The organism is Nocardiopsis protaetiae (assembly GCF_045446735.1).
Lineage (GTDB): Bacteria > Actinomycetota > Actinomycetes > Streptosporangiales > Streptosporangiaceae > Nocardiopsis > Nocardiopsis protaetiae.
Window position 1 is genome coordinate 1 of sequence record NZ_JBJJBV010000096.1, and the last position, 21,668, is coordinate 21,668.

Here is a 21,668-nt window from a genome sequence, read left to right on the forward strand (position 1 = left end):
GGCGGCCACCAGCGCGGTGAGCCGCCGCACCCAGTCGTTCTCGTGGACCGGGTGGAAGTAGTTGGCGCGCAGCCAGTCCGGGTCCACCCGGCGGAACCGGGCGGCGCGCACGTCGTCCAGGGTGCCCAGCACCCCGCTGCCCTCGAAGACCAGGTTGATCTGCTCGGCGTTGAGCCCGAAGTCGGTGAGCACCAGCGTCGGCACGTCCAGCGCGAACGCCTCCAGGGCCGCGGTCGAGCTGACCGTCACGAACCCCGCCGCGTCCTCCAGGTACTCCACCATCGGCCCGGTGCGGAACGCGACCGCGTCCGCCCGGACCTCCCCGCGGGCCGCCATGTACCGCCACAGGGCCTCGTAGTGGTACCTCTCCCTGTGGGTCTGGGCCTCGTCCTCCCGGGCCCGCAGCTTGACCACCACCTCCAGGTCGGGGCGGGCCTCGGCGAGCGCGGCCAGGCCCAGCAGCACCTGCTCGCGCTGCCCGTGCTCCGCGGGCACCTTGGCCTGGGAGGCGAACACCACCCGCGGGCGCCCCGCACCCGCACCCGCGCCCGTACCGGCAGCCGTGCCCGCGCCCACAGCGGCACCCGCACGCGGGCGGGGCTCGGGCAGGAACGGCAGGGTGGCCAGGCCGACCGCGCCGGTGGCGCCCAGCCGGGCACCCAGCCCGGTGAACTCGGCGACCTCACGGTGGCTGTGCAGCACGAACAGGTCGACCGTCGAGCGGTACAGCCAGGCGCGTTCGGTGGCGGGCACGGAGATCCCGGGCAGGCCGGAGACCAGCACCGGGCGGTACTCCCCGGCCAGGGCGTGGGCGAGGGCGTCCACCACCGGGCCGGTGCAGTTGAGCATGAGCACGTCGGGGCGTTCGCGCAGCAGCCGGGTCCGCAATTCCAGGGCACCGCGCACCGGCACCTCGCGGCCCGCCAGCGGGGTCCCGGCGACGGCCGCCCGGACCTGCTCGGCGGACGGGGCCACCGGGGAGCGGACCACCGCCAGGTCGGTCTCCCAGCCCTCGCCGGGCAGGGCGCCCAGCAGGGCCGCCGACCACTTGAGGTAGGAATCGGAGTCGGCGATCGCCATGACCCTGATCCGCCCGTCCCCGTCACGTTCCACCCGCATGCTCCTCATCGTTGACCAGGGCGGCGGTCACCGCCAGATCCTCGCGCAGTCCCGGCGAGGCGAGTTCCGTCCACCAGTGTGCGGGCACCCCGTCCGTACGGATCGACGCGCCGCGCACCAGCAGCCGCAGGGACACCAGCGCGGTGGAGGGCAGCGAGCGCACGCTGTGCCCGGGGCCCAGCCCGCGCAGCGACAGTTCGACCGGCACCCCGGTGCGCACCAGCCGCGCCCGCGGGTCGGCGGCCAGCACCTCCAGCACCCGCGGGTCCTCCCGCCGGTGCGGGTGGTAGGCCACCGGCCCCCGCGCGAGCTGCCCCTCCAGCCAGCCCAGGTAGTCGGGCAGCCGGAGCAGGCCGTCGTTGACCAGGGCGGTGCCCAGGACGACCCGCTGTTCGGCGGGGTGGTCGTGCTCGGGCAGGGAGCGCAGCAGCGGGAAGCCGTGGCGCATCACCCGGATGCCCGCGGCGGCCGCCGCCTCCCGCAGGTCGCCGGGCAGCGGCAGCATGGTGAAGACGGTGAGGCGGCCCTCCTCGGCGGCGCGGCGCAGGACGTGCCCGGCCGCCGCCCCCAGGGCCAGGCGGGTGGGGGTGCGCCGCACCCGGGCGCGCAGCACCGGCTGCACGGTCGGGGCGCTGAGCAGCCGCAGCAGGTGCCACACGGCGAGCCCGTCGTCGACCAGGACGAGGCGGCACCGGGGGGCGCGCAGCAGCAGCCGCTGTACCTGGCCGGAGAAGGCGTCACCGATGACCCAGGTGAAGTCGGCGGTGCGGGGGCGGGTGGGTCGGCGGGCCAGCGCCGCGGGCGGGGTCGCGGGGAACAGTCCGCGCAGGGCGGTGTGGACGTCGGGCAGGCCGGTGGCGTCCTGGCGGAGCAGGATGCAGCCCTGGGTGGACAGTCCGTGCGCCGCGTAGGCCTCCACGGCGGACAGGAACTGGAGCGGGGATTCCACCCACGCCGACCCGTGCCCTTCGAAGGCCCAGGGTACGTCCGTGGGAAGAGGGTTCACGACGTGACTTTCCGGGATTGATCAGACACGTGGGTTTCCAGCGTACACAGTGCATATAACGACCACTTCACCGAAGTGCGTCCGTCAGGCCCCGTCCGGCCGCTATGTTCCCCCCATGGTGACGACGACCGGATTACAGTGGGCTCAGGAATCGACGCTGGAGGTTTCGATGACCGCCGAGCCGCTCCCCGACTGGTTCATGCCACCGCCCGGCGGATGGACCGCCGATGCCATGGACGACCTCCCTCCGGGCACCCCCCGGATGGAACTCATCGACGGAGCCCTCATCGTGCTGTCCCCCCAGACCGCTTTCCACTCCAAGGTCATGTACCGCCTGGCCCACCTGCTGGAGGAGACCGTGCCGGAGGGCTTCGACGTCCTCCAGGAGATGACGATGAAGCTCGGGAAGTACCAGCGGCCCGAGCCCGACCTACTGATCTACCGGTACGAGGCGGACGACGAGGAGCACCTCGACTGGACGCGGACCACCCACGTCCCCCCGGAGGACGTGGTCCTGGTCGTGGAGATCGTCTCCCCCGAGTCGCGGGACCGCGACCGCACCACCAAGCCCTTCAAGTACGCTCAGGCGGGCATCCCCCACTACTGGATCATCGAGCCCGAGGAGCACGGCGCGGCGATCCACGTCTACGAGCTGGACGGCGTCCGGGAGCCCCGGTACGTGCCGGTGACCGTCGCCCGGGAACGCCTCAAGGTCGACGTCCCCTTCCCCCTCGACATCGACGTGCGGGGGCTGCTGCGGCGGTGAGCCCCACCCGCCGTCAGTGGCGGCGGGTGGGGCGGCGGCGCCGGGCGGGCAGCGCGTCGCGGGCCAGGGCGGCCGCGCCGACCAGGCCGGCCTCGTTGCCCAGGGCCGCGGCCACCACACGGGCCTCGGGGCGGTAGCCCCGGCCGGTGAGGGCGCGCTCGAACGCCTCCCGGGCGGGCCCCAGCAGCAGGTCGCCCGACTCCGAGACACCGCCGCCGATCACGAACAGCTCCGGGTCGAAGGCCGCCGCGAGGTTGGCCAGGCCCGCCCCCAGCCACTGGCCGGCGTCGCGCATCAGCTCCGTGCAGGCGCGGTCGCCCTTGCGCGCCAGCTCGCTCACCAGCGGGCCGGTGATCCGCCGGGCGTCACCCGCCACCGCCTGGTGCAGCGCCCGGGCCACCGGCGACTCCGAGACCACCAGCTCGCGCGCCTCCCGGGTGAGCGCGTTGCCGCTCGCGTACTGCTCCCAGCAGCCCCGGTTGCCGCACTCGCAGCGGTGCCCGCCCGGCACCACCGTCATGTGTCCGAACTCACCGGCCAGCCCGTACCGGCCGCGGTACAAACGCCCGTTCAGGACGATCGCCCCGCCGATGCCGGTGCCCAGGTTGACCACGACCACGTCGTCGACCCCCTGGGCGGCACCCGCGCTCACCTCCGCCCAGGCGGCGGCGTTGGCGTCGTTCTCCACCACCACGGGCAGGCCCAGGCGCGAGGACAGCGCCTCGCGCAGCGGCTCCTCCCGCCAGGACAGGTGGGGGGCGAACAGCACGTTCGCGCGGTGCTGGTCCACGAACCCCGCCGCCCCCACGCCCACGGCGCGCACCGGGTACCCCGAGCGCAGTTCCTCGACCACCGACACGATCGTGTCCTCCACGACCGCGGGGCTCTTGCTGCGCTCGGGGGTCTCGGTGCGCACGCGCGCCAGCACCCGCCCGCTCGGGGTGACCACTCCCGCGGCGACCTTCGTCCCGCCGATGTCCACCCCGACCGTCAGGGCGTGCCCGTAACGCGCCCGGTTCATCCGGTTCCTCCGGTCAGTCCGGTTCTTCGGTCAACCCGGTCCGGTCAGCCCAGTGCCGAACGCACCACACCGGCCAGGCGCTCGGCGACCGCGGTCGCCTGCGCCTGCTCGGGGGCCTCCACCATGACGCGGACCTTGGGCTCGGTGCCGCTGGGCCGGATGAGGACCCGGCCGGTGCCGCCCAGCTCCTTCTCCGCCTCGCGCACCGCCTCCCACAGCTCCTCGGAGTCGGCGGCGCGGGCCTTGTCCACGTCGGGGACGTTGATGAGCACCTGCGGCAGGCGGGTCATCACCTTGGCCAGCTCCGCCAGCCCCTGCTTGCGGTGCGCCATGGCGGCCAGCAGGTGCAGGCCGGTGAGCACCCCGTCGCCGGTGGTGGCGTGGTCCAACAGGATGACGTGCCCGGACTGCTCCCCACCCAGGGAGAACCCGCCGCGCCGCATCTCCTCCAGCACGTAGCGGTCGCCCACCGCGGTCTCCACCACGGCGATGCCCTCGCGCTCCATGGCCAGCTTGAGGCCGAGGTTGGACATGACCGTCACCACGAGGGTGTCCCCGGCCAGGCGTCCCTCCTCCTTGGCCTCCGAGGCCAGGATCGCGAGGATGTGGTCCCCGTCGACCACGTTGCCCCCGGCGTCCACGGCCAGGCAGCGGTCGGCGTCGCCGTCGTTGGCGATGCCCGCGTCGGCGCCGTGCAGCCGCACCGTCTCCTGGAGCACCTCCAGGTGGGTGGAGCCGCAGCCGTCGTTGATGTTGTGGCCGTCGGGCTCGTCGCCGATGGCGATGACCTCGGCACCCGCCCGGCGCAGCACCTCGGGCGCCACCAGCGAGGAGGCGCCGTGGGCGCAGTCCACCACGACCTTGAGCCCGGCCAGGGAGTGCGGGGCCGAGGCCAGCACGTGCTCGATGTAGCGCTCGGCGCCGTCGTCGGCGTCGGTGACCCGGCCCACGGCCGTGCCCACCGCCGGGGTCGAGGGCACGTCCAGCAGGCCCTCGATCCCGTCCTCCAGGGCGTCCTCCAGCTTGTGGCCGCCCCGGGCGAAGAACTTGATGCCGTTGTCCGGCGCCGGGTTGTGGCTCGCCGAGAGCATCACGCCGAAGTCGGCGTCCAGGACACCGGTGAGGAAGGCCACCGCCGGGGTGGGCAGCACCCCCACCCGCACCACGTCCACGCCGGTGCTGGCCAGCCCGGCCACCACCGCGGCCTCCAGGAACTCGCCGGAGGCGCGCGGGTCGCGGCCCACGACGGCCTTGGGGCGCCGCCCCTCGATCCCCGCCGCGAGCACCCGCGCCGCGGCGATGGACAACTCCAGGGCGAGCGTGGCGGTCAGGTCGCGCCCGGCGACCCCGCGTACACCATCCGTACCGAACAGCCGTCCCACAGGCGACAGCCCCCTTCAGACGTGGCGCCGCGTCCGGCGCCGAGAAGAACAGTGTGACCGACAAGCCACGCGAAAAGGAAAAACCCGTACGACGCCCCCGGTGTCGGGGACGGCGTACGGGTCGAAGCTCAGCCGAGCACGAGCCGGCGCATGAGCCTTAGCGCTTGGAGAACTGCGGCGCCTTGCGGGCCTTCTTGAGACCGGCCTTCTTCCGCTCCACCTCACGGGAGTCGCGGGTCAGGAAACCGGCCTTCTTGAGGGTCGGGCGGTTGTTCTCCGGGTCCAGGGACGCCAGCGCACGGGCGATGCCGTGGCGCAGGGCGCCGGCCTGGCCGCTGGGGCCGCCGCCGCTCATGCGGGCGAAGACGTCGTAGGCGCCCTCGAACCCGAGAGAGACGAAGGGCTCCTTGATGGTCTGCTGGTGGACCTTGTCCGGGAAGTAGACCTCAAGCGGCTTGCCGTTGATCTTCCACTCGCCGGCGCCGGGCGTGATGCGCACGCGGGCGATGGCCGTCTTGCGGCGGCCGGTGCCGGCGCTGGGGCCGGAAGCGGTCGGCACGTAGGCGGCGACCGTCTCATCGGACTCGCTCGTGTACTCGGAGGGGAACTCCTCCGGGTTCTCGGCGTACTCCTGCTCGATGTCTTCGATACCGGTGGGCTCGACCACGGTTCTCCTCGTGTTCTCTGTGAAGTCTCGCGAACGCCTAAGCGGGCTGCTCGATCTTGGTGATTTCGAACGGGACCGGCTGCTGGGCCTGGTGCGGGTGCTCCGCGCCCGAGTACACCTTCAGCTTCTTGGCCATCTGGCGACCGAGAGAGCCCTTGGGCAGCATGCCCTTGACGGCCTTCTCGATGGCCCGCTCGGGGTTCTTCTCCAGCAGCTCGGCGTAGCCGACGGAACGCAGACCGCCGGGGTAGCCGGAGTGCCGGTAGGCCCGCTTCTGCTCCAGCTTCTTGCCGGTCAGGGCGACCTTGTCGGCGTTCACGACGATCACGAAGTCGCCGGTGTCGATGTGGGGCGCGTAGTACGCCTTGTGCTTGCCCCGGAGGAGCGTGGCAACCTGGCTCGCCATACGCCCGAGCACGAGATCGGTGGCGTCGATGACGTGCCACTGACGCTGAACATCGTTTGGTTTGGGGCTGTAGGTGCGCACGATCGTTTGCCTTCGCTCTTCAGTCGGCTGCCCCATCCCCCTGGTTCGGGATGGTGGACTCGTAATTACGAAACACACCCGCGGGCGCGGGGCGTTTGGACCGGACGTCCCGTGCCACATCGTCAGGACGATCCGGTGGTGAGTGCGCAGACGATGGTGCGTGTCGGCCCTGGAATCGATGAACGATCCAGAACCCACGGCAACTCAAACGCACGACGAAACATCCTACTGGCCACCGTAGCGCAGGTCAAAGCCAGCGGTTGGGGCAGACCGGCAGGACCACGCTCGGCGGGGAAAGCGCCGGCACGGGGTCACATCCGTGACCTCTCCGTCTTTCATTATGCCCGTTGCGCGGAGTGCTTCGTCCTTTCCGCGCCCGGGTGTTGGCTACCCTTGCACCGAAAGGCCGGTCTCCGCCCGGAACGACGGGCGCCGACGAGATGCCCGTCACCCCGGCACGCCAGCGGAAACACCGCGGACACGGGCTTTGGTCAAGTCCCATCCCCAACGCCTCCGGAGACTCCCATCAGTACCCATCCGAACCCGCCGCAGTACGGTCCCGACGGGCCGGAGCCCGGTGACGGCCAAGACCTGCTCGGTTCCTCCCCCGCCCCCGCACACCCCCACCATCAGCAGTACCCCTCCGGCCCGCAGGCGCCGCCACAGCCGCCGCAGGCCGGTCAGCCGCACCCCGGGTACGGCGCGCCCTCCGGGCCGCAGCCGCCGCAGGCGCCGGCACAGGGCTTCCCAAGCACCCCCGGCGGGCCGCACCAGGCCTACCCGGGACACCAGAGCCCCTCCGGCCCGCAGGGGCCGCAGGCGCCGACGCAGGGCCTCCCGGGCGCCCCCGGCATGCCCTCGGGCCCGCAGGCTCCGCAGAACCCGTACACCCGGCCCGCGGGAACCCCGCCGACCGGACAGTACCAGGGCGCGCCCCCGCCCCCCGGGCAGAACCCGCCCGGCGCGCCGCTGCCGCCCACCCAGACCCAGGGCGGGCCCCTCCCCCCCGCGCAGACCCAGGGCGGCCCCCTGCCGCCCACGCACACGCAGGGCGGTCCGCTGCCCGGCGTCCAGAACCTCCCGGGCGCGCCGATGGGACCGGGCGGGCAGCCCTCGGGGCCCCACGTCCCCCAGGGGCACCCCCTGCCACAGCAGCCCCAACAGCCGCAGCATCCGCAGGCGCAGCTCCCACAGGCGCCGTACGCCGCGCCGACCGGCGGCCAGCCCTCCATGGCCCCGCGCCCGCCGGGTCCGGGTCCCCAGGGCCCCGGACCCCAGGGCCCGGGCCAGCACATGCCGCAGGGCCCCGGCCCGGGTCAGCTGCCGCCGGCCCCGTACGCCACCGGCGGCCAGCCGCCGATGCCGGGCGCCCCGATGGGGCCGCCGCCCCAGGGGCCGCCGCCGCCCGCGCCGGTGTTCCCGCCCGACGCCATGGGCGCCACCCAGCAGATCTCCGCCGTCCCGTCGGGCCGCGGTGACGACCGGCCGCTGTTCCGCGACGAGGTCCCCGAGGACGCCGGGGCGGACACCGCCCAGTTCGACGTCCGGGCGGTCGACGACTACGACGACTACGACGGCGGGTACGACGACTACGCCCCCTACGACGACTCGGGGGCCAAGCGCCGCAAGGCCCTGATGATCGGCGGGTTCGCGCTCGCCCTCGTGCTCGTCGGCGGCGGGACGTTCTACTTCGCCAGCGGCGGCCCGAGCGGCTCCTCCTCCGGCGGCGACAACGCCACCACCGTCGCCAACGAGGAGGACGACCCGGGGGCGCTGTCCACCGACGCGGTCTTCCCCGAGACGCTGGAGGTCGACGGCCAGGGCTCGTTCACCAGGGTCGCCGTGGACGACACCGAGGACTGTGCCTCCGGCGCCCACGGCGACTACGGCACCGTGCTCGCCGACAACGGCTGCCGCCAGCTGATCCGCGCCTCCTACCTGAGCGAGGACGAGGGCCAGGCCATCACCGTCGGCATCGCCGCGATGGCCGACTCCGAGAGCGCCACCACCGCCCTGGACGCCCAGAACCTCAACGACGCCCAGTGGTTCGCCGGACTGCCCGGCGAGGAGGGTTCCCCGGCCGAGCGCCTGGGCCACGCCGGCGGCCACGGCAGCGGCGGCCAGTGGGGCCGCTACCTGCTCTTCTCCCTGGCCACCAACAGCGACGGGGCCGCCGAGGGCGCCGAGGCCCTGGCCCCGGTCAGCGAGGGCTTCCTGGAGGAGGCCTACGACCGGCTGTCCGAGGACCGCGGCTGACCCGCACCGCCGAGAACGCCGAAGGGGACGTCCGACCGGACGTCCCCTTCGTGCTTCCCCTGTGCTTATTTCGGGCCTCCGCTCCTCCCGCCCGTCGCCCACCACCGCCCTCATCGGGTTTCAGGTGGTGCAGTGGCCCTACGTCGACATCCTCGTTCCTCGGACGTCTCCTCCGGGCCTCCAGAACCCCGTGGGCGCCCTCGCCACTACGCCGAATGTCCCGCACACGGCAGCTCGCGGACGCGGCGGGTGGCGGTGGCACGGGCCGCCAGCTCCTCGTCGGCCGGGTAGCGCACCTCCTCCAGGCTCAGCCCCTGCGGGCCGACCACGTGCACGGCCGGGTCCCGCACCGCGGCGCCCAGCACCCGGCCCGGCCAGTCCACCTCGCGGCGGCCGTCGCCCACCGCCAGCAGGCAGCCGACCAGGGCGCGCACCATGTTGTGGCAGAACGCGTCCGCCTGGATCGTGCCGTGCAGCAGGTGGCCGTCCACCCGCTCCCACTCCAGGCGCAGCAGCTCCCGGATGGTCGTGGCGCCCTCCCGCCTCTTGCAGAACGCCGCGAAGTCGTGCTCCCCGCGCAGCCGCTCGGCGGCCGCGTTCATGCGGTCCACGTCCAGCGGGTTCTTGTGCCACAGCACGTCCCGGCGCAGCAGCGGGTCCACCCCGTAGGGCGCGTCGCTCACCCGGTACAGGTACCGGCGGAACAGCGGCGAGAAGCGCGCGTCGAACCCGGGCGGCGCGGGCCGGGCGGCGGACACCCGCACGTCCGGCGGCAGCACCCCGGCCAGTCGGCGCAGCACCCGCTCCCCCTCGCGCTCCCACGTCCCGGTGGGCACGTCGGCCTGGGCCACCTGGCCGCGGGCGTGCACCCCGGCGTCGGTGCGCCCGGCGCAGGTCAGCGACACCGCGGGCAGGCGCAGCACCCGGGCCAGGGCGGACTCCAGCTCGCCCTGGACGGTGCGCCGGTTGGGCTGCACCGCCCACCCGGAGAAGTCCGTGCCGTCATAGGCCACGTCGAACCGGATCCGGATCGTCGGCTCCGGCACCTCGTCCATCTCGTCAGTCACATCGGTCCCATCGACACCTCGGAAAACACGAGTGCCCGACCCCAGCGGGATCGGGCACTCGTCCGGTCGGTGTGCACCCGGGATGCGCCCGTGTGCCTCACACCCGACCTACTTGCTCTCGGAGCTCTCCTCGGCCGGGGCCTCGGCGGCCTCGGTGGCCTCCGCGGTCTCCTCGGCCTTGGCCTCCTCGGCCGGGGTCTCCTCGGCCTTGGTCTCCTCGACCGGCTCGGCCGGGGCAGCGGCGGCGGCCGGCTTGGCGGCCAGGGCCTCGACCAGCTCGATGATCGCCATCGGGGCGTTGTCGCCCTTGCGCGGACCGATCTTGGTGATACGGGTGTAGCCACCGGGACGGTTCTCGTAGCGCGGGCCGATCTCCGTGAAGAGCTCGTGCACCACGGACTTGTCCGTGATCTTGGTCAGCACCTGGCGGCGGGCGTGCAGGTCACCGCGCTTGCCGAGGGTGATGAGCTTCTCGGCGTAGGGGCGCAGGCGCTTGGCCTTGGCCTCCGTGGTGCGGATGCGGCCGTGCTGGAACAGCGAGGTGGCGAGGTTCGCCAGGATGTGCCGCTCGTGAGCGGGCCCGGAACCCAGACGGGCGCCCTTGGTAGGCGTGGGCATGGTGTCGTTCTCCTAGTGATGCGGTCCACGGCCGCACTCGGCCGGGGACCATGGGGCGACGAAGGTCAGTACTGCTCCGTCTCGACGAAGGACTCGCCCTCGTCGTCATCGGAGCCGAAGGAGTCGGCCGCGGTGCCGGGGTCGAATCCGGGCGGGGAGTCCTTCAGCGACAGGCCCATGTCGACGAGCTTCTGCTTCACCTCGTCGATGGACTTGGCACCGAAGTTGCGGATGTCCAACAGGTCCTGCTCGGAGCGGGCAACCAGCTCGCCGACGCTGTGGATGCCCTCACGCTTGAGGCAGTTGTAGGAACGGACCGTGAGGTTGAGGTCCTCGATCGGCAGCGCCAGGTCGGCCGCCAGGGCGGCGTCCGTCGGCGACGGGCCCATGTCGATGCCCTCGGCGTCGACGTTGAGCTCGCGGGCCAGACCGAACAGCTCCACCAGCGTCTTACCGGCGCTCGCCACGGCGTCGCGGGGACGGATGGCGGGCTTGGTCTCGATGTCGACGATCAGGCGGTCGAAGTCGGTACGCTGCTCGACTCGGGTGGCCTCGACCTTGTAGGTCACACGCAGGACCGGCGAGTAGATGGAGTCGATCGGGATCCGACCGATCTCCTGGCCGGCCTGCTTGTTCTGCGTCGCCGAGACGTAGCCGCGGCCGCGCTCGACCGTCAGCTCCATCTCCAGCTTGCCCTTGCCGTTGAGCGTGGCGATGTGCAGGTCGGGGTTGTGCACCTCGACACCGGCCGGCGGAGCGATGTCCGCGGCGGTCACCACACCCGGGCCCTGCTTGCGCAGGTACATCAGCACCGGCTCATCGTGCTCGGAGCTGACGACCAGGCCCTTGAGGTTGAGGATCATCTCCGTGACGTCCTCCTTGACACCGGGCACGGTGGTGAACTCGTGCTCGACGCCCTCGATCCGGATGCTGGTGACGGCGGCACCCGGGATGGAGGACAGGAGGGTCCTGCGCAGAGAGTTTCCGATGGTGTAGCCGAAGCCCGGCTCCAGCGGCTCGATGACGAACTTCGAGCGCAGGTCCGAGAGCGGCTCCTCGGTCAGCGTGGGACGCTGTGCGATCAGCATGGTCCGTTTTTCCCTTCAACATGGCCGCCCGCTATTTGACGGCCACCGACGGGCACCGGCGAGGTGCCCGTTACTCCCACTCGGATTCCTACCCGGCCCGCGCGGTCCCGGAGCATCTCCGGGCCCGGCGCGGGGTCAAGCGCGGCAGGGCGCCCGCGTGGATAGGACCGCGGGCGCCTGCGCCGGGATCAGACCCGGCGGCGCTTGGGCGGACGGCAGCCGTTGTGCGGCACCGGGGTGACGTCCTGGATCGAGCCGACCTCCAGCCCGGTCGCCTGCAGCGAGCGGATGGCGGTCTCGCGGCCCGAGCCCGGACCCTTCACGAAGACGTCCACCTTGCGGACGCCGTGCTCCTGAGCGCGGCGCGCGGCGGCCTCGGCGGCCATCTGCGCGGCGTAGGGGGTCGACTTGCGCGAGCCCTTGAAGCCCACCTGGCCGGAGCTGGCCCACGAGATCACGGCACCGGTCGGGTCCGTGATGCTCACGATCGTGTTGTTGAACGTGCTCTTGATGTGAGCGTGCCCGTGGACAATGTTCTTCTTTTCCTTGCGGCGCACCTTGCGCGCGGCACCCTGACGGCCCTTAGGCGGCATGAGCGAAACTCCCAGAGATCATCGGTCCGTTGTTGTTCTCGGACGCGGTCGAAAGGTCCGAGCGGACTACTTCTTACCGGCCTTCTTCTTACCGGCCACGGTCTTCTTCTTGCCCTTGCGGGTGCGCGCGTTGGTCTGGGTGCGCTGGCCGCGGACCGGGAGGCCACGGCGGTGGCGGATGCCCTGGTAGCTGCCGATCTCCATCTTGCGACGGATGTCGGCCTGCACCTCGCGGCGCAGGTCACCCTCGACCTGGTAGTTCGCGCCGATCCACTCGCGCAGCTTGACCAGGTCCTCTTCGGACAGCTGGTACACGCGGGTGTTGCCGTCGACACCGGTTTCCTTCAGGGTTTCGAGCGCGCGGGTGCGGCCGATCCCGAAGATGTACGTGAGAGCGATCTCCACCCGCTTGTCGCGGGGAAGGTCGACGCCTTCAATACGTGCCATGTGGGCGAAACTCCATCCATGCCTTCGCGGAGGTCTGACCCGCTCCACCCTCTCGTCGCCCAATCGACGAGGCCCCGGCCTCCGACCGAGGGTTCTCCCCGGGCCCACCGCTCGGCGCGGCGCCCGGAGATCGGAGCAGGTTGTTCGTTGTGTACTGCGGTCCCGTACCGGGGAAGACCTCCCCCGACCGGGTCCTGCGGCGTGAAGCCGCGGCCGACGGGCCGGGGTGGTTAACCCTGGCGCTGCTTGTGCCGCGGGTCCGCGCAGATGACCATGATCCGACGGTTGCGACGGATCACGCGGCACTTCGCGCAGATCTTCTTGACGCTCGGCTTGACCTTCATGGTGACTCCGAACTCGGAGCCGTCCGGCCGTGCGGCCCGGACGGTCTACTTGTAGCGGTAAACGATGCGCCCGCGCGTGAGGTCGTACGGGCTCAACTCCACGACGACGCGGTCGTCGGGGAGAATGCGGATGTAGTTCATCCGCATCTTGCCGCTGATGTGGGCAAGGACCTGGTGCCCGTTGTCGAGCTCTACCTTGAACATCGCGTTGGGTAGGGACTCGACAACGGAGCCCTCGATCTCGATGGCGCCGTCTTTCTTGGCCATGTCCTCCACGCCTCGCTCAACAATTGGTCGATCATGACAACCCTGACGCGACCCCGGTGTCCCCTCACATGACGCGAAGGCACCGACGACGGGGTAACCCGCGTCGCCGACGCCGAGGACACTGGAAGTTCAGGCCAACTGCAAGAGCGTACGTCGCTGGAAGGACGTGGTGCGAAGAAGGCAGACTGACCCAACAGCCCGCGTATGGGCATGGACAGTCTATCCCCTCGGCGCAACCACTCCGGACCGGCGACCCGCACGCCCCGGGTCACAACGCCCCGACCGGCCCCCTTCTTCCCGGGAGGCTGTGCCTCTTGGGGCCTCCGCTTCGCCCGCCCGTCGCCCTTAGAAGGCGGGAACCTTCGGCCCTACGCGGCCGTCCTCGCCCACCCGTCGCCCGCCACCGCCCTCAAAGGGCGGCCTGGCGGCCGACGGTTCTTCTCCTCGAAGACGTCCGCTCCGGGCCTCCAGAACCCCGCCGGCGCCTCGCGGACTACTCCTCGACCTCGTCGCGGCGGCCGCCGCGGCCGGAGGCCAGGACGCCGACGGTGACGACGGTCATGACGATCCCCCAGGGCCCCAGGACCCAGAGGAACCACGGGTAGTCGTAGTCCGTGGTGAGGAACAGGATGAGCCAGATCACGAAGCACAGGACGTTGACCCCGGCGTAGAGCATCCAGGGCACCATCAGCGCCGGGTCGCGCAGGGTCAGGACCGGGGCGGCCGCCCCCTCCTCCCGGCGCGGGGCGGCGCCGCGGACCTCGGCGAGGTCGCGCTCGGGCAGGTCGTGGGTGACCACGTCGAGCTCGTCCACGGTCCGCGCCTTGTAGGCGCGGCCCAGGCGCTCGGTGAACTCCTCGTGGTCCAGGCGGCCCTGCGCGAAGTGCTCCTGGAGCAGCTGCGCGACACGGTCGCGGTCGGCATCGGACGTTCGGGTCGACGGAACCGGGTCGGACACTGCGCGCACCTCGCATTCCGTGAGTGCTGACGTCCCCCGCGCGCGGTGGCGGGAGCCGGGTCCGGCCTACCAGGTGGGCTGGACGAACCCCATCTGAGAAATCTTATCCCGGTCCGACTCGCGGGCGGTGAGCACGAGCGGGCCCTCCGCGGTGATCGCGACGGAGTGCTCGAAGTGAGCGGCACGCCTGCCGTCGCGGGTGACCACCGTCCAGCCGTCGTCCAGCTGGAGGACGTCGTGGTGGCCCAGGGTGGTCATCGGCTCGATGGCCAGGCACATGCCCTCGACGAGCTTGAGGCCCTTGCCCCGGCGCCCGTGGTTGAGGACGTGCGGGTCCATGTGCATCTCGGTGCCGATGCCGTGGCCGCCGTACTCGCGGACGTTGCCGTAGCCGCCGTGGCCGGAGATGTAGTGGTCGATCGCGTGGCCGATGTCGCCCAGGCGTTTGCCGGGCCGCAGCTCGGCGATGCCCCGCCACATCGACTCCTCGCAGACCTCCATCATCCGCAGGTCCTCGTCGGGGACCTCGCCGACCGCGACGGTGATCGCCGAGTCGCCGTGCCAGCCGTCGAGGATCGCCCCGCAGTCGATGGAGATGATGTCGCCCTCGGCCAGCACCCGCTCGGCGCTGGGGATGCCGTGGACGACCTCCTCGTTGACGGACGAGCAGATGGAGCCGGGGAACCCGTGGTAGCCCTTGAACGACGGGATCGCGCCGACGTCGCGGATGGTCTTCTCCGCCAGCGCGTCCAGGTCGAGGGTGGACACCCCGGGCCGCACCGCGGCCCGGAGGGTGTCCAGGGTGCGAGCCACGACCTGGCCCGCAGCCCTCATCAGGGCGATCTGCTCCGGCGTCTTGATCTGCACGCCGTTCGCCTTGCCGAACATCAGGACCCGGCCCCGGCCTTGTCCTCGATGGCGGCGACGGCCCGGGCGGTCACCTCGGCCACGGGGCCCGTGGCGGCGATGGTGGCCAGCAGGCCCTCCTTCTCGTAGTACTCCACGAGCGGGGCGGTCTGCTCCCGGTAGACCTTCAGCCGGTGGCGGATGGTCTCCTCGCGGTCGTCCTCGCGCTGGTACAGCTCGGCACCGTCGTCGTCACAGCGGCCCTCGGCCTTCGGGGCGTCGTACTCGACGTGGTAGACCCGGCCGCACTGCGGACAGGAGCGGCGGCCCGAGAGCCGGCGCACGACCTCGTCCTCGTCGACCCGCAGTTCCAGGACGACGTCCAGCCGGGTGTCCAGGGCGCGGAGCATGCCCTTGAGCGTCTCGGCCTGGGGGACGTTGCGGGGGAACCCGTCGAGCAGGAAGCCCCCTGCCGCGTCGTCCTGGGCGAGCCGGTCCTTGACCATGGCGTTGGTGACCTCGTCGGGGACGAGGTCACCCCGGTCCATGTACTCCTTGGCCTTCTTGCCGAGTTCCGTGCCACCGCTGACGTTGGCCCGGAAGATGTCACCGGTGGACACCTTCGGGATGGACAGCTCGGCCGCGAGGATCTGGGCCTGGGTGCCTTTGCCGGCCCCAGGCGGCCCCACCAATACAGCGCGCATTTATCGCAGAAAACCTTCGTAGTTCCTCTGCTGGAGGTGACTCTCGATCTGCTTCACCGTGTCCAGCCCGACACCGACCATGATCAGGATGCTCGTACCGCCGAACGGGAAGTTCATGCCGGCGCCGGTGGCGCCCAGGGCGACCATCGGAAGCAGAGCGATCACACCCAGGTACAGAGAGCCGGGAGTCGTCAGCCGAGTGAGCACGTAGTCGAGGTACTCGGCGGTCGGACGCCCTGGTCGGATACCCGGGATGAACCCACCGTACTTCTTCATGTTGTCGGCGACCTCAGTGGGGTTGAAGGTAATCGCGACGTAGAAGAACGCGAAACCGACGATCATCACGAAGAAGGTCACCATGTACACGGGGTGTGAACCGGTGAGGAAGTACGTGGAGATGAAGTTCACCACGCGGTTGTCCGAGTCCTGGCCCAGGAGGCCGACCAGGAGCTGGGGGAGGTACAGCAGCGAGGAGGCGAAGATCACGGGGATGATGCCCGCCTGGTTCACCTTGAGCGGGATGTAGGTCGAGCTGCCGCCGTACATCCGGCGGCCCACCATGCGCTTGGCGTACTGGACCGGGATGCGGCGCTGGGCCTGCTCCATGAACACCACGGCCGCGATCAGGGCCAGGCCCGCGATGCAGATGATGGTGAAGATCCAGACCGAGCGCTCCTGGAAGAGGCCCATGATCGAGGCGGGGAACATCGCCACGACCTGCGTGAAGATCAGCAGCGACATGCCGTTGCCCACGCCGCGCTCGGTGATGAGCTCACCGAACCACATGATGATGCAGGTGCCGGCGGTCATGACGAACACGATGGTGACCAGGGTGAGGATGTCCTGGTTCGGCATGTAGGAGCTGACCGGGATGGCCCCCTGGAACAGGGCGCCCGTCCGGGCCATGGCGACGATGCTGGTGGCCTGGAGGACCGCGAGCATCAGAGTGAGGTAACGGGTGTACTGGGTGATCTTGCTCTGCCCGGCCTGGCCCTCCTTCTTGAGGGCTTCGAGGCGGGGGATGACCACCGTCAGCAGGTTGATGATGATGCTCGCGGTGATGTAGGGCATCACACCGAGCGCGAACACCGCCAGTTGCAGGAGGGCGCCACCACTGAACAGGTTGACGAGCGCGTACACACCGGACTGGTCGCCCGCCGTGATGATCTCCATCTGGTCGCGGATCGCGGCCGAGTTGATACCCGGCGCGGGGATCACCGAACCCAGACGGAACAGCGTCAGGATGAACAGTGTGAACAGCAACTTGTTACGCAGGTCGGGCGTGCGGAAAGCCCGAACGAACGCACCTAGCACGTCTCCTCCTGCGCGGCTTCGGCGGCGGAACGGATTCCAGACATCGCGGCCGATCCTGAATCGTCGTTGAACGGCAGCCCCGGGTTTGTGGCCCGGTGCTCGGAAGTACTCACACTACGTCAAGCGGTGAGGTCAAACAGATGGCACTGTAACAGCCATCACCGTGCTATTGAGTTGGTGGGTCATAACGATCACCACTCGCAAGCACGCGGGGCGCCCGCCGGCCCGGTCGTCCTCCGACCGGCCCGAGCGGGCGCCCCAGAATGCGCATGCGGGATGGACCCCTACAGCTCGGTGACGGTGCCACCGGCCGCGGTGATCTTCTCCTTCGCCGAGGCGGAGAACGCGTCAACGCTCACCTGCACGGCGACGGTGATCTCACCGGTGCCCAGCACCTTCACGAGCTCGTTCTTGCGAACGGCGCCCTTGGCCACCAGCGACTGCACGGTGACCTCGCCGCCCTCCGGGAACAGCTCGCTCAGCTTGTCCAGGTTGACGACCTGGTAGGTCTTCTTGAACCTGGCGTTGCTGAAGCCCTTGAGCTTCGGCACCCGGCGGATGAGGGGCATCTGCCCACCCTCGAAACCGGGGCGGACGGTGTTACGAGCCTTGGTGCCCTTGGTGCCGCGACCGGCGGTCTTGCCCTTGGACGCCTCGCCGCGACCCTTGCGGATCTTGGCCTTGTTGGCGCCCGGGGCAGGCCGCAGGTGGTGCAGCTTGAGCAGCTCGTCGGGGTTGTAGTCGCTCATTCCGCGACCTCCTCGACAGTGACCAGGTGCGAGACGATCGTGAGCTGGCCACGCACCTCGGGACGGTCCTCACGGACGGTGGACTTGCCGATCCGGCCCAGGCCCAGCGACTGGAGAGCAGCGTGCTGCTTCTTCTTGCCGCCGATCTTGGAGCGGGTCTGCGTGATCTTGAGCTTGGCCATGGTCAGGCTCCTGCCTTCGCCTCAGCACGAGCGCGCAGCATGGCGGCCGGGGCGACGTCCTCGATCGGCAGGCCACGACGGGCGGCGATCTCCTCGGGCTGGTTCAGCCCCTTGAGAGCGGCGACCGTGGCGTGCACGATGTTCAGCGGGTTGGACGACCCGAGCGACTTGCTCAGGATGTCGTGGATACCGGCGCACTCCAGGACGGCACGCACGGGGCCACCGGCGATAACACCGGTACCCGGGGCGGCCGGACGGAGCAGGACGACGCCGGCGGCGGCCTCACCCTGGACCCGGTGCGTGATCGTGCCCTGGATGCGGGGGACGCGGAAGAAGTTCTTCTTCGCCTCCTCGACACCCTTGGCGATCGCGGCCGGGACCTCCTTGGCCTTGCCGTAACCGACACCGACCATGCCGTTGCCGTCGCCGACGACGACCAGGGCGGTGAAGGAGAAGCGACGGCCGCCCTTGACGACCTTCGCGACCCGGTTGATGGTCACGACCTTCTCGATGTAGGAGACACCCTTGTCTGCGGCGCCGCCGCGGCGATCGTCACGGCGATCACGCCGCTCGCCACCGGCGCCGCGCCGCGGTGCTGCAGCCATCAGTGGTTCCTCTTCTCGTGGTTGTTCTCAGCCTTTACAGGGGTCATACGCCTAGAACTCCAGCCCGCCCTCGCGCGCCGCGTCGGCGAGCTTGGCGATCCGGCCGGCGTACTGGAAGCCGCCGCGGTCGAAGACCACGGTGGTGACGCCGGCGGCCTTGGCGCGCTCAGCGATCAGACGACCGACCTGCTCGGACTTGTCCGACTTGGTGCCCTCGAAGGCACGCAGGTCGGTCTCGACGCTGGAGGCCGCGACCAGGGTGTGACCCTTGGTGTCGTCGATGACCTGAGCGACGATGTGCTTGGAGGAACGGAACACGGCCAGGCGCGGACGCTCGGCGGTGCCGAAGATCTTCTTCCGGACGCGGAACTGGCGGCGCGCACGCGAGGTGGCGCGCTTGGCGGTCCGCTTGCGGGCCACGGTGATACCCATGCCTACTTACCAGCCTTTCCGGCCTTGCGGCGGATGTGCTCACCCTTGTACCGCACGCCCTTGGCCTTGTACGGGTCGGGCTTGCGCAGACTGCGGATGTTCGCCGCGACCTGACCCACGAGCTGCTTGTCGATGCCCTCGACGTGGAGGACGGTCGGCTTCTCCACGCGGAAGGTGATGCCCTCCGGCGGCTCCACCACGACGGGGTGGCTGAAGCCCAGCGAGAACTCCAGGTTGGAGCCGCGGGCCTGGACGCGGTAACCGACGCCGTGGATCTCCAGGGTCTTGGCGTAGCCCTTGGAAACGCCCTCGACCAGGTTCGCCAGCAGTGCACGGGTCAGCCCGTGCAGCGAGCGGTTCTCCGGCTTGTCGTCCGGGCGGGACACCGTGACGACGCCCTCGGCGTCCTTCCCCACGGTGATCGGCTCGGCGACGGTGTGCTTGAGTTCGCCCTTCGGCCCCTTGACAGTGACGTCTTGCCCGTTAATCGTGACTTCGACGCCCTTGGGGGCCGAGATCGGCAGTCGACCGATACGCGACATGCTTCAATCTCTCCCTGGTTACCAGACGTAGGCGAGGACTTCGCCGCCAACGCCGTTCTTCTTGGCCTGCTTGTCCGTCATCAGGCCACCGGACGTCGAAATGATCGCCACACCGAGTCCACCGAGGACCCGGGGCAGGTTCTCCTTCTTGGCGTACACCCGCAGACCGGGCTTGGAGACCCGGCGGATGCCCGCGATCGAACGCTCCCGGGTGGGGCCGTACTTCAGGTCCAGGACGAGGCTCTTGCCCACCTGGGCCTCCTCGGTCCGCCAGCCCTGAATGAAGCCCTGCTGCTGGAGGATCTCGGCGATGTGCGCCTTGATCTTGGAATACGGCATCGCCACGGTGTCGTGGTAAGCCGAATTCGCGTTACGCAGACGCGTCAGCATGTCTGCGATCGGGTCGGTCATTGTCATGGCCGACTGGCCCTTCCTCACCGCGGTGTCCGTGTGCGGGTCTTTCCAGAACCCGTTCCCCGCGGATTCCCGCGGGGAAGCACGACCGGACCTTCGGCGTGGTCGTGGGCACCGCCGTCCCTCCCGGGACTGCCGTGCCCTGATTGGTTGAGATCATGCCGTTCCGCGCACCCGTGAGGGGGCGGACACTTCTATAGGACGCCGTGCGGCGCCTCGGTGGGGCCGACCTCCGCGCACACCGTCCGGGGGGACAGGCGCGGGTCGGCCCCGCCGGGGACTACCAGCTCGACTTGGTGATACCGGGCAGCTCGCCCCGGTGGGCCATCTCGCGGAAGCAGATACGGCACAGGCCGAACTTCCGGAAGACGGCGCGCGGGCGACCGCACCGCGAGCATCGAGTATACGCGCGAACACCGAACTTCGGCTTCCGCTGCGCCTTGGCGATCAGAGCCTTCTTAGCCATGTGTGCTTACCCCTCAGGCTTCCTTGAACGGGAAACCGAGCCGCTTGAGCAGGCTGCGGCCCTGGTCGTCGTTGATCGCGCTGGTGACGACGGTGATGTCCATCCCACGCACGCGGTCGACCTTGTCCGGGTCCACCTCGTGGAACATGACCTGCTCGGTCAGCCCGAAGGTGTAGTTGCCGTTCCCGTCGAACTGCTTCGGGGAAAGGCCGCGGAAGTCCCGGATACGGGGCAGCGCCAGGGAGAGCAGCCGGTCGAGGAACTCCCACATCCGGTCGCCGCGCAGCGTGACGCTGGCGCCGATCGGCTGGCCCTCGCGCAGCTTGAACTGCGCGATGGAGTTCTTCGCCCGGTTGATCCGCGGCTTCTGCCCGGTGATCGCCGACAGGTCGGCGATCGCGCCCTGGATGAGCTTCGCGTCACGCGCCGCCTCGCCCACACCCATGTTGACCACGATCTTCGTCAGACCGGGGACCTGCATGATGTTGGCGATGCCGTGCTCGTCCTTGAGGGCCGGAACGATCTCGTTCCGGTACTTCTCCTTGAGCCGCGGCATCGGCGGGGCCGTGATGTCGTTGGTAACCGTCATCAGATGTCCTTACCGGTGCGGCGGGAGACCCGAACCTTGGTTCCGTCTTCCTCGAAGCGGTAGCCCACCCGGGCGGCCTTACCGTCTTCCACGAGCGCGACGTTGCTCACGTGGATCGGGGCCTCCTTGGTGACGACCTCGCCCTGCTGGCCGCCCGCCGGGTTGGCCTTCCTGTGCTTCTTGACCAGGTTGACGCCCTCGACGACGACACGGTCCTCCTTGGGCAGGGCCTTGACGACCTTGCCCGTGGCACCCTTGTCCTTGCCGGCGATGACGATGACCTCGTCGCCAGATTTGATCTTCATCGCCTACAGCACCTCCGGCGCAAGCGAAATGATGCGCATGTACTTCTTGTCCCGCAGCTCGCGGCCCACCGGGCCGAAGATACGGGTGCCTCGCGGGTCCCCACCGTCCTTGATGAGCACGGCAGCGTTCTCATCGAAGCGGATGTAGGAGCCGTCGGGCCGGCGGCGCTCCTTGACGGTGCGCACGACAACGGCCTTGACGACGTCGCCCTTCTTGACTCCAGCGCCAGGCAGGGCGTCCTTCACCGTGGCGACGATCGTGTCGCCGATCCCGGCGTAGCGCCGACCCGAGCCACCGAGAACACGGATGGTGAGAATTTCCTTCGCACCCGTGTTGTCGGCGACCTTGAGTCGCGACTCCTGCTGAATCACGTCTGCTCCTGATGTGATGCGTGCGGTCCACTGCCGCACGGCTAGGTGGTCTGCACCCCTCG

29 protein-coding genes are annotated in these 21,668 nt (G+C 70.3%); 2 read left to right on the plus strand and 27 right to left on the minus strand.

Annotation, left to right across the window (positions count from 1 at the left end):
- Together ACJOT3_RS16110 and ACJOT3_RS16115 are read right to left on the minus strand one after the other, a co-directional pair.
- Nucleotides 1–1,119: DUF6716 putative glycosyltransferase (locus ACJOT3_RS16110; protein ID WP_406973529.1), on the minus strand; the 1,119-nt coding region annotated here is incomplete at its 3' end.
- Nucleotides 1,103–2,125, minus strand: a complete 1,023-nt coding sequence (locus ACJOT3_RS16115; protein ID WP_406973531.1) for a hypothetical protein — start codon at nucleotides 2,123–2,125, stop codon at nucleotides 1,103–1,105. The genes ACJOT3_RS16115 and ACJOT3_RS16110, both read right to left, overlap by 17 nt.
- 169 nt (nucleotides 2,126–2,294) lie before the next feature.
- Between ACJOT3_RS16115 and ACJOT3_RS16120 the strand changes: the two genes are divergently transcribed.
- Nucleotides 2,295–2,891: a Uma2 family endonuclease gene (locus ACJOT3_RS16120; RefSeq protein WP_406973566.1), complete on the plus strand. Its 597-nt coding sequence runs from the start codon at nucleotides 2,295–2,297 to the stop codon at nucleotides 2,889–2,891.
- A gap of 13 nt (nucleotides 2,892–2,904) precedes the next feature.
- Here the strand turns inward: ACJOT3_RS16120 and ACJOT3_RS16125 are convergent, their stop codons facing one another.
- From ACJOT3_RS16125 to rplM, 4 genes are all read right to left on the minus strand, one after another.
- On the minus strand, nucleotides 2,905–3,912 hold the full coding sequence (locus tag ACJOT3_RS16125) for an ROK family glucokinase (protein ID WP_406973533.1): 1,008 nt from the start codon (nucleotides 3,910–3,912) through the stop codon (nucleotides 2,905–2,907).
- Nucleotides 3,913–3,956: 44 nt separating this feature from the next.
- A complete protein-coding gene (glmM, locus tag ACJOT3_RS16130; protein ID WP_406973535.1) occupies nucleotides 3,957–5,294 on the minus strand; it encodes a phosphoglucosamine mutase in 1,338 nt (445 codons plus the stop codon).
- 157 nt (nucleotides 5,295–5,451) lie between these two features.
- Complete coding sequence (rpsI, locus tag ACJOT3_RS16135; protein ID WP_406973537.1) at nucleotides 5,452–5,961, minus strand: 30S ribosomal protein S9; 510 nt, start codon at nucleotides 5,959–5,961, stop codon at nucleotides 5,452–5,454.
- 37 nt (nucleotides 5,962–5,998) lie between these two features.
- Nucleotides 5,999–6,448, minus strand: coding sequence for a 50S ribosomal protein L13 (gene rplM, locus ACJOT3_RS16140; RefSeq protein WP_406973539.1), 450 nt, complete (start codon nucleotides 6,446–6,448; stop codon nucleotides 5,999–6,001).
- A 1,293-nt stretch (nucleotides 6,449–7,741) separates the two neighbouring features.
- Here rplM and ACJOT3_RS16145 point away from each other — a divergent pair.
- Complete coding sequence (locus ACJOT3_RS16145) at nucleotides 7,742–8,704, plus strand: hypothetical protein (RefSeq protein ID WP_406973541.1); 963 nt, start codon at nucleotides 7,742–7,744, stop codon at nucleotides 8,702–8,704.
- Between the two features lie 206 nt (nucleotides 8,705–8,910).
- Here the strand turns inward: ACJOT3_RS16145 and truA are convergent, their stop codons facing one another.
- The 21 genes from truA to rplN form a co-directional block, all read right to left on the minus strand.
- On the minus strand, nucleotides 8,911–9,759 hold the full coding sequence (gene truA, locus ACJOT3_RS16150) for a tRNA pseudouridine(38-40) synthase TruA (protein ID WP_406973568.1): 849 nt from the start codon (nucleotides 9,757–9,759) through the stop codon (nucleotides 8,911–8,913).
- 120 nt (nucleotides 9,760–9,879) lie between these two features.
- Entirely contained in the window at nucleotides 9,880–10,389 is a 510-nt protein-coding gene (gene rplQ, locus ACJOT3_RS16155) for a 50S ribosomal protein L17 (protein ID WP_406973543.1), read from the minus strand.
- Nucleotides 10,390–10,454: 65 nt separating this feature from the next.
- Nucleotides 10,455–11,477: a DNA-directed RNA polymerase subunit alpha gene (locus tag ACJOT3_RS16160; RefSeq protein ID WP_220563380.1), complete on the minus strand. Its 1,023-nt coding sequence runs from the start codon at nucleotides 11,475–11,477 to the stop codon at nucleotides 10,455–10,457.
- A 188-nt stretch (nucleotides 11,478–11,665) separates the two neighbouring features.
- A complete protein-coding gene (gene rpsK / locus ACJOT3_RS16165) occupies nucleotides 11,666–12,070 on the minus strand; it encodes a 30S ribosomal protein S11 (RefSeq protein WP_013156138.1) in 405 nt (134 codons plus the stop codon).
- 66 nt (nucleotides 12,071–12,136) lie between these two features.
- Nucleotides 12,137–12,517 (minus strand): 30S ribosomal protein S13, encoded by a 381-nt coding sequence (rpsM, locus tag ACJOT3_RS16170; protein WP_220563381.1) that lies wholly within the window; start codon nucleotides 12,515–12,517, stop codon nucleotides 12,137–12,139.
- A gap of 230 nt (nucleotides 12,518–12,747) precedes the next feature.
- A complete protein-coding gene (gene rpmJ / locus ACJOT3_RS16175) occupies nucleotides 12,748–12,861 on the minus strand; it encodes a 50S ribosomal protein L36 (protein WP_073382354.1) in 114 nt (37 codons plus the stop codon).
- Between the two features lie 45 nt (nucleotides 12,862–12,906).
- Nucleotides 12,907–13,128: a translation initiation factor IF-1 gene (gene infA, locus ACJOT3_RS16180; RefSeq protein ID WP_013156135.1), complete on the minus strand. Its 222-nt coding sequence runs from the start codon at nucleotides 13,126–13,128 to the stop codon at nucleotides 12,907–12,909.
- Nucleotides 13,129–13,621: 493 nt separating this feature from the next.
- Nucleotides 13,622–14,086 carry a DUF1707 domain-containing protein gene (locus ACJOT3_RS16185; RefSeq protein WP_406973547.1) on the minus strand — a complete coding sequence of 155 codons (465 nt, stop codon included), beginning with the start codon at nucleotides 14,084–14,086 and terminating at the stop codon, nucleotides 13,622–13,624.
- Nucleotides 14,087–14,152: 66 nt separating this feature from the next.
- A complete protein-coding gene (gene map, locus ACJOT3_RS16190; RefSeq protein ID WP_406973549.1) occupies nucleotides 14,153–14,974 on the minus strand; it encodes a type I methionyl aminopeptidase in 822 nt (273 codons plus the stop codon).
- The gene (locus ACJOT3_RS16195) at nucleotides 14,974–15,636 is read right to left on the minus strand and encodes an adenylate kinase (protein ID WP_406973551.1); all 663 of its coding nucleotides are present in this window, start codon (nucleotides 15,634–15,636) and stop codon (nucleotides 14,974–14,976) included. Before ACJOT3_RS16195 ends, map begins: the two co-directional genes overlap by 1 nt.
- Entirely contained in the window at nucleotides 15,637–16,950 is a 1,314-nt protein-coding gene (gene secY, locus ACJOT3_RS16200) for a preprotein translocase subunit SecY (RefSeq protein WP_406973553.1), read from the minus strand. It lies immediately after the preceding gene.
- A gap of 284 nt (nucleotides 16,951–17,234) precedes the next feature.
- Nucleotides 17,235–17,699, minus strand: coding sequence for a 50S ribosomal protein L15 (rplO, locus tag ACJOT3_RS16205; protein ID WP_406973555.1), 465 nt, complete (start codon nucleotides 17,697–17,699; stop codon nucleotides 17,235–17,237).
- Complete coding sequence (gene rpmD / locus ACJOT3_RS16210; RefSeq protein ID WP_073382342.1) at nucleotides 17,696–17,881, minus strand: 50S ribosomal protein L30; 186 nt, start codon at nucleotides 17,879–17,881, stop codon at nucleotides 17,696–17,698. Before rpmD ends, rplO begins: the two co-directional genes overlap by 4 nt.
- A gap of 2 nt (nucleotides 17,882–17,883) precedes the next feature.
- Nucleotides 17,884–18,486 carry a 30S ribosomal protein S5 gene (gene rpsE, locus ACJOT3_RS16215; RefSeq protein WP_073382340.1) on the minus strand — a complete coding sequence of 201 codons (603 nt, stop codon included), beginning with the start codon at nucleotides 18,484–18,486 and terminating at the stop codon, nucleotides 17,884–17,886.
- Nucleotides 18,487–18,537: 51 nt separating this feature from the next.
- Nucleotides 18,538–18,918, minus strand: a complete 381-nt coding sequence (gene rplR / locus ACJOT3_RS16220) for a 50S ribosomal protein L18 (protein WP_406973558.1) — start codon at nucleotides 18,916–18,918, stop codon at nucleotides 18,538–18,540.
- A 2-nt stretch (nucleotides 18,919–18,920) separates the two neighbouring features.
- Entirely contained in the window at nucleotides 18,921–19,460 is a 540-nt protein-coding gene (gene rplF / locus ACJOT3_RS16225; RefSeq protein ID WP_406973560.1) for a 50S ribosomal protein L6, read from the minus strand.
- An 18-nt stretch (nucleotides 19,461–19,478) separates the two neighbouring features.
- Nucleotides 19,479–19,877, minus strand: a complete 399-nt coding sequence (gene rpsH / locus ACJOT3_RS16230) for a 30S ribosomal protein S8 (RefSeq protein WP_406973562.1) — start codon at nucleotides 19,875–19,877, stop codon at nucleotides 19,479–19,481.
- Between the two features lie 277 nt (nucleotides 19,878–20,154).
- Nucleotides 20,155–20,340: a type Z 30S ribosomal protein S14 gene (locus tag ACJOT3_RS16235; protein ID WP_220563391.1), complete on the minus strand. Its 186-nt coding sequence runs from the start codon at nucleotides 20,338–20,340 to the stop codon at nucleotides 20,155–20,157.
- A gap of 13 nt (nucleotides 20,341–20,353) precedes the next feature.
- The gene (gene rplE, locus ACJOT3_RS16240) at nucleotides 20,354–20,929 is read right to left on the minus strand and encodes a 50S ribosomal protein L5 (RefSeq protein ID WP_406973564.1); all 576 of its coding nucleotides are present in this window, start codon (nucleotides 20,927–20,929) and stop codon (nucleotides 20,354–20,356) included.
- Nucleotides 20,929–21,234 (minus strand): 50S ribosomal protein L24, encoded by a 306-nt coding sequence (gene rplX, locus ACJOT3_RS16245; protein WP_220563393.1) that lies wholly within the window; start codon nucleotides 21,232–21,234, stop codon nucleotides 20,929–20,931. The genes rplE and rplX overlap by 1 nt, the downstream gene beginning before the upstream one ends.
- Nucleotides 21,235–21,237: 3 nt before the next feature.
- Nucleotides 21,238–21,606 carry a 50S ribosomal protein L14 gene (gene rplN / locus ACJOT3_RS16250; RefSeq protein ID WP_013156121.1) on the minus strand — a complete coding sequence of 123 codons (369 nt, stop codon included), beginning with the start codon at nucleotides 21,604–21,606 and terminating at the stop codon, nucleotides 21,238–21,240.
- Nucleotides 21,607–21,668: the final 62 nt, after the last annotated feature.

Excerpts from the sequence above, each read along its gene's own strand:
- ACJOT3_RS16120 (WP_406973566.1), top strand. The coding sequence starts at position 2,295 with ATGACCGCCGAGCCGCTCCCCGACTGGTTCATGCCACCGCCCGGCGGA.
- ACJOT3_RS16125 (WP_406973533.1), bottom strand. The coding sequence starts at position 3,912 with ATGAACCGGGCGCGTTACGGGCACGCCCTGACGGTCGGGGTGGACATC.
- ACJOT3_RS16145 (WP_406973541.1), top strand. The coding sequence starts at position 7,742 with ATGCCGCAGGGCCCCGGCCCGGGTCAGCTGCCGCCGGCCCCGTACGCC.
- truA (WP_406973568.1), bottom strand. The coding sequence starts at position 9,759 with ATGGACGAGGTGCCGGAGCCGACGATCCGGATCCGGTTCGACGTGGCC.
- rplQ (WP_406973543.1), bottom strand. The coding sequence starts at position 10,389 with ATGCCCACGCCTACCAAGGGCGCCCGTCTGGGTTCCGGGCCCGCTCAC.
- ACJOT3_RS16160 (WP_220563380.1), bottom strand. The coding sequence starts at position 11,477 with ATGCTGATCGCACAGCGTCCCACGCTGACCGAGGAGCCGCTCTCGGAC.
- rpsK (WP_013156138.1), bottom strand. The coding sequence starts at position 12,070 with ATGCCGCCTAAGGGCCGTCAGGGTGCCGCGCGCAAGGTGCGCCGCAAG.
- rpsM (WP_220563381.1), bottom strand. The coding sequence starts at position 12,517 with ATGGCACGTATTGAAGGCGTCGACCTTCCCCGCGACAAGCGGGTGGAG.
- rpmJ (WP_073382354.1), bottom strand. The coding sequence starts at position 12,861 with ATGAAGGTCAAGCCGAGCGTCAAGAAGATCTGCGCGAAGTGCCGCGTG.
- infA (WP_013156135.1), bottom strand. The coding sequence starts at position 13,128 with ATGGCCAAGAAAGACGGCGCCATCGAGATCGAGGGCTCCGTTGTCGAG.
- map (WP_406973549.1), bottom strand. The coding sequence starts at position 14,974 with ATGTTCGGCAAGGCGAACGGCGTGCAGATCAAGACGCCGGAGCAGATC.
- ACJOT3_RS16195 (WP_406973551.1), bottom strand. The coding sequence starts at position 15,636 with ATGCGCGCTGTATTGGTGGGGCCGCCTGGGGCCGGCAAAGGCACCCAG.
- rplO (WP_406973555.1), bottom strand. The coding sequence starts at position 17,699 with ATGAGCGACTACAACCCCGACGAGCTGCTCAAGCTGCACCACCTGCGG.
- rpmD (WP_073382342.1), bottom strand. The coding sequence starts at position 17,881 with ATGGCCAAGCTCAAGATCACGCAGACCCGCTCCAAGATCGGCGGCAAG.
- rpsE (WP_073382340.1), bottom strand. The coding sequence starts at position 18,486 with ATGGCTGCAGCACCGCGGCGCGGCGCCGGTGGCGAGCGGCGTGATCGC.
- rplR (WP_406973558.1), bottom strand. The coding sequence starts at position 18,918 with ATGGGTATCACCGTGGCCCGCAAGCGGACCGCCAAGCGCGCCACCTCG.
- rplF (WP_406973560.1), bottom strand. The coding sequence starts at position 19,460 with ATGTCGCGTATCGGTCGACTGCCGATCTCGGCCCCCAAGGGCGTCGAA.
- rpsH (WP_406973562.1), bottom strand. The coding sequence starts at position 19,877 with ATGACAATGACCGACCCGATCGCAGACATGCTGACGCGTCTGCGTAAC.
- ACJOT3_RS16235 (WP_220563391.1), bottom strand. The coding sequence starts at position 20,340 with ATGGCTAAGAAGGCTCTGATCGCCAAGGCGCAGCGGAAGCCGAAGTTC.
- rplE (WP_406973564.1), bottom strand. The coding sequence starts at position 20,929 with ATGACGGTTACCAACGACATCACGGCCCCGCCGATGCCGCGGCTCAAG.
- rplX (WP_220563393.1), bottom strand. The coding sequence starts at position 21,234 with ATGAAGATCAAATCTGGCGACGAGGTCATCGTCATCGCCGGCAAGGAC.